We start from the raw sequence: 4,939 nt of genomic DNA on the forward strand, positions 1-4,939 counted from the left end.
TGCAGGCGCGCCTGATCGAGGGCTTCGAGAACTACGACCTCGCCCACGCGCCGCTGCGCGCGGCGGACGCGCCGCCGGCGGATGCGCAGTTGCTGATCGACGTCCGGCGGTTCGACATCGCGCTGGAGGGCGAACCGACAGCCGAAATCGCGCTTTCCGCCCGGATCCTCGACAAGGACGGAAAGGTCGTGGCGTCGCATCTGTTCGAGCAGCGTCAGAAGCTCGACAAGCTCGAGCCTGTGGCAGCCGTTGCCGCTTTCAACGAGGTGTTCGGACGTATCTCGGCTGAGGTCACTGCTTGGACGGCGGCAGCGCTGTAATCACGTAACGTGTGGCGCAACGCGCGCGCTATTCCAGCGTTTTCAGGTAAGCCAGCAGGTCGTTGATCTGGTCGGGATCGAGCCGAAATTCCGGCATCGTCGGATGACCGGTCACGATCCCCTCCGCCAGTGCTTCGGCGAGCATTTCGATAGGGTAGCGCGTGTGTAGCGTCCTGAATGGCGGCGCGATTTTCAGCGGGCTCTGCGTCACATGGTCGATGGAATGGCATTTTGAGCAGTTGTTCAAAGCGAAGGTCTTGCCGCGCTGCTCGGCAGGCGAGGCCGCCAGAGCCGGCGACATCAAAACCATGGCGACCGCAATCTGATTCAATAAATATCGGGTCATTCCGGCAGCGCCCTTCAACATGAATCCATATAGCTAGCACGCACCGCGCTGCGCCGCCTTGATTTGCATCAAGCCCCCCGGGGCGCCGGCACTCCCGAATTTGCGCATTTTTGATTTCGATCAAGTCGCCCATGGCGCGGTCGTGGTCAAAAAGCGACAGATTTGGGGAAAACCGACATGCAGCCAAACAACGACGTCAAGTGGATGACCGCCGGCGAGTCCGGCCTGGCCGGGCTTTTCACCTTGGCCGTGTTCCTGTGCATCATCGCGGTCGCCAAGGCGGAGGATGCGCCGTTCGCCTTTCATGCGACCCTTGCCGGTTTCGCAAGCCTTGCCGCGGTGTTCGCGATCTTCAATCGCTATTTCGATCGCGCGTCGTTGCCGCCGCAGGAGATCAATGGGCGACCCAACTACAATTTCGGGCCCATCAAGTTCGCTTCCTTCATGGCGATGTTCTGGGGCATCGCCGGGTTTACCGTCGGGCTGCTGATCGCGCTGCAGCTGGCGTGGCCGGCACTCAATTTCGATCTGCCCTGGACCACCTTCGGCCGGCTGCGACCGCTGCACACCTCCGCGGTAGTATTCGCGTTCGGTGGCAACGTGCTGCTGGCGACGTCGTTCTACGTGGTGCAGAAGACCTGCCGGGTGCGGCTGGCCGGCGATCTGGCGCCGTGGTTCGTCGTCCTCGGCTACAACTTCTTCATCCTGATCGCGGGCACCGGCTATCTGCTCGGCGTCACCCAATCCAAGGAATATGCCGAACCGGAATGGTACGCGGATCTGTGGCTCACCATTGTCTGGGTGACCTATCTGCTGGTGTTCCTGCTGACGCTGGTGAAGCGCAAGGAGCCGCACATCTTCGTCGCCAACTGGTTCTATCTCGCTTTCATCGTCACCATCGCGGTGCTGCATCTTGGCAACAACCCCGCATTGCCGGTGTCGGTATTCGGCTCCAAGTCCTACGTCGCCTGGGGCGGCGTGCAGGACGCCATGTTCCAGTGGTGGTACGGCCACAACGCCGTCGGGTTTTTCCTGACCGCCGGTTTCCTCGCCATCATGTACTACTTCATCCCCAAGCGCGCGGAGCGGCCGGTCTATTCCTATCGGCTGTCCATCGTGCACTTCTGGGCGATCATCTTTCTTTACATCTGGGCCGGCCCGCATCATCTGCACTACACGGCGCTGCCGGACTGGGCGCAGACGCTGGGCATGACGTTCTCTATCATGCTGTGGATGCCGTCCTGGGGCGGCATGATCAACGGCCTTATGACCCTGTCGGGGGCCTGGGACAAGCTGCGCACCGATCCGGTGCTGCGGATGCTGGTGGTGTCGGTGGCGTTCTACGGCATGGCGACCTTCGAAGGCCCGCTGATGTCGATCAAGGTGGTGAATTCGCTTAGCCACTACACCGACTGGACCATCGGCCACGTGCATTCAGGCGCGCTCGGCTGGGTCGGCTTCGTCTCCTTCGGCGCGCTGTATTGCCTGGTGCCGTGGATCTGGCAGCGCAAGGAGCTGTACAGCCTGCGGCTGGTGAACTGGCACTTCTGGGTCGCGACGATCGGTATCGTTCTCTACATCTCCGCGATGTGGGTATCCGGCATCCTGCAGGGCCTCATGTGGCGCGCCTACACCTCGTTGGGCTTCCTCGAATATTCCTTCATCGAGAGCGTCGAGGCCATGCATCCCTTCTACATCATCCGCGCGCTCGGTGGCGGGCTGTTCCTGGTCGGCGCGCTGATCATGGCCTTCAATTTGTGGATGACGGTGCGCGTGGGTGAGGCCGAATCCGAGGTGCCGCTGTCATCCGGCGCCACCCTGCAAGCGGCCGAGTAAGGAACGCATCGATGTCTTTCTGGAGCCGTCACCAAATCATGGAGAAGAACTCGATCGTTCTGATCGTGGGCATTCTCCTCGTCATCGCCATCGGCGGCCTCGTCGAGATCACGCCGCTGTTCTATCTCAAGAGCACCATCGAGGTGGTGGACGGCATCAGGCCGTACACGCCGCTCGAGCTCACCGGACGCAACGTCTATGTGCGTGAAGGCTGCTATCTCTGCCATTCGCAGATGATCCGTCCGCTACGCGACGAGGTCGAGCGGTACGGGCACTATTCGCTGGCGGCGGAGAGCATGTACGACCATCCGTTTCAGTGGGGCTCCAAGCGCACCGGGCCAGACCTGGCGCGGGTCGGCGCAAAATATTCCGATGCGTGGCATGTCACCCATCTCAAAGATCCGCGCGCCATCGTCCCGCAGTCGGTGATGCCCGGCTACAAATTCTTGGCCGAGACCGAGGTCAATCTCGATCAGATTTCCGATCACCTGCGCACCAGCCGCGCCGTCGGCGTGCCGTATTCGGACGACCAGATCAAGAATGCTGTCGCCGACATGAAGGCGCAAGCCGATCCCGACAGCGCCGACGCCGATGCTTTCGTCAAGCGTTACCCGAAGGCGGTGGCGCGCAATTTTGACGGCAAGGCAGGCATTCCCACCGAGATGGATGCGCTGGTCGCGTATCTTCAGATGCTCGGCACGCTGGTCGATTTCAAGCTCTACAACGAAAAAGCAAACCTCCGCTGAGGAGAGACCCATGCGCGCGATACTGACAGTTCAAAACTTCGCTTCGGATATTGTCGTCACGTTGTGGACGCCCACCTTCGTCGGGATCTTCATTGCCGTGGTGGCCTATGCGCTCTGGCCCCGCAACAAGTCCACCTTCGACGCCGCAGCGCGTCTGCCGCTGAGCGAGGATTGATCGCATCATGACCGACCATGACGACAACTTCGACCATGCCACCGGCAAGACCACCACCGGGCATTCCTGGGACGGCATCAAGGAACTGAATACGCCGCTGCCGCGCTGGTGGGTGCTCACCTTCTATGCGTGCATCGTCTGGGCGGTCGGCTACTGGATCGTCTATCCGGCCTGGCCGCTGCTGTGGGGCTATACGACCGGGGTCGCGCACTACTCGTCACGCGCCGATGTCGCCGTCGAACTCGCCAATCTGGAAAAGATCCGCGGCGACAAGATGGTCACCCTCGGCGCCGCGCCGCTGGCGGATATCGAAAAAGATCCCGCGCTGCTGGCGCTGGCGCGGGCCCGCGGCAAGACGGTGTTCGGCGACAACTGCGCGCCATGTCACGGCAGCGGCGGCGCCGGCGCCAAGGGGTTTCCCAATCTGAACGATGACGACTGGCTGTGGGGCGGCTCGCTCGAGGCGATCCACAAGACCATCCAGTTCGGTGCCCGCTCCGGTCATGCGAACGCTCACGAAGGCGCCATGCTGGCGTTCGGCCGCGACGGTATGCTGAAGAAGCCGGAGATCGTCACCGTGGCCAATTTCGTCCGTTCGCTGGCCGGCCTTCCGACCGCCGCCGGTTACAAGGCCGAGGCCGGCCAGAAGCTGTTCGCCGACAATTGCGCGTCCTGTCACGGCGATGCCGGCAAGGGCAATCCGGAGATGGGCGCGCCCAACCTGACCGACAATATCTGGCTGTACGGGTCGGACGAGGCGACGATCGTCGAGACCGTCACCAACGGCCGCACCGGCGTGATGCCGGCCTGGGTTGGCCGGCTCGATCCCGCCACCATCAAGGCGCTGACGGTGTACGTGCATTCGCTCGGCGGCGGCCAGTAGCCGCTGCCGGCGGGGATGGTCGTGATTGAGGTGGATCAATTGCGCCACCGAAATCGCGACTAGGGTCATCTCAGACCCCAGAGATGACCATCATGAACAAGCCCGTGGCACCGGCCGATCTCGAGATTGACGACGTCGGCCCGCTCTACGTCGCGCGCCGGAAGATTTACCCGCAGCAGGTCTCCGGCACCTTCCGCCGCATCAAATGGCAGCTGATGGCGTTCTGCCTCGGCGTCTATTACTTGCTGCCGTTCGTGCGGTGGAACCGCGGCCTCGGCGCGCCGGACCAGGCGGTGCTGGTCGATCTGCCCAACAGCCGGTTCTATTTCTTTTTCATCGAGCTGTGGCCGCAGGAAGTCTACTACTTCACCGGCTTGCTGATCGTGGCGGCATTGACGCTGTTCTTGATGAACGCGGTGGGCGGCCGGATCTGGTGCGGCTATCTGTGTCCGCAGACGGTGTGGACCGACCTGTTCTACGCCGTGGAGCGCCTGATCGAGGGTGATCGCCGCGAGCGCATGAAGAAGGACGCGGACAAGGGCAGCATGAAGCTGCAGCGCTTTGCCGAAATCCTGCTCAAGCATTCGATATGGCTGATGATCGCCTGGTGGACCGGCGGCGCCTGGGTGCTGT

General features: G+C 62.3%; 7 protein-coding genes. 6 read left to right on the plus strand and 1 reads right to left on the minus strand.

Annotation, left to right across the window (positions count from 1 at the left end; all coding sequences use genetic code 11):
- Positions 1 to 320 (plus strand): ABC-type transport auxiliary lipoprotein family protein (locus JWR89_RS13265; RefSeq protein WP_299716866.1); only part of this gene is annotated, 320 nt, incomplete at its 5' end.
- 28 nt (positions 321 to 348) lie between these two features.
- Here the strand turns inward: JWR89_RS13265 and JWR89_RS13270 are convergent.
- Entirely contained in the window at positions 349 to 630 is a 282-nt protein-coding gene (locus JWR89_RS13270; protein WP_299716875.1) for a cytochrome c, read from the minus strand.
- 240 nt (positions 631 to 870) lie between these two features.
- Between JWR89_RS13270 and ccoN the strand changes: the two genes are divergently transcribed.
- From ccoN to JWR89_RS13295, 5 genes are all read left to right on the plus strand, one after another.
- Positions 871 to 2,502 carry a cytochrome-c oxidase, cbb3-type subunit I gene (ccoN, locus tag JWR89_RS13275; RefSeq protein ID WP_299716877.1) on the plus strand — a complete coding sequence of 544 codons (1,632 nt, stop codon included), beginning with the start codon at positions 871 to 873 and terminating at the stop codon, positions 2,500 to 2,502.
- A gap of 11 nt (positions 2,503 to 2,513) precedes the next feature.
- Complete coding sequence (gene ccoO / locus JWR89_RS13280; RefSeq protein WP_299716868.1) at positions 2,514 to 3,248, plus strand: cytochrome-c oxidase, cbb3-type subunit II; 735 nt, start codon at positions 2,514 to 2,516, stop codon at positions 3,246 to 3,248.
- A gap of 10 nt (positions 3,249 to 3,258) precedes the next feature.
- Positions 3,259 to 3,423, plus strand: coding sequence for a cbb3-type cytochrome c oxidase subunit 3 (locus JWR89_RS13285; protein WP_299716870.1), 165 nt, complete (start codon positions 3,259 to 3,261; stop codon positions 3,421 to 3,423).
- Between the two features lie 7 nt (positions 3,424 to 3,430).
- Positions 3,431 to 4,306 (plus strand): cytochrome-c oxidase, cbb3-type subunit III, encoded by an 876-nt coding sequence (gene ccoP / locus JWR89_RS13290; protein ID WP_299716872.1) that lies wholly within the window; start codon positions 3,431 to 3,433, stop codon positions 4,304 to 4,306.
- Between the two features lie 92 nt (positions 4,307 to 4,398).
- A partial coding sequence (locus JWR89_RS13295) for a 4Fe-4S binding protein (protein WP_299716874.1) occupies positions 4,399 to 4,939 on the plus strand: 541 nt, incomplete at its 3' end.

The sequence above is a fragment of the Tardiphaga sp. genome (assembly GCF_028290785.1).
Lineage (GTDB): Bacteria > Pseudomonadota > Alphaproteobacteria > Rhizobiales > Xanthobacteraceae > Tardiphaga.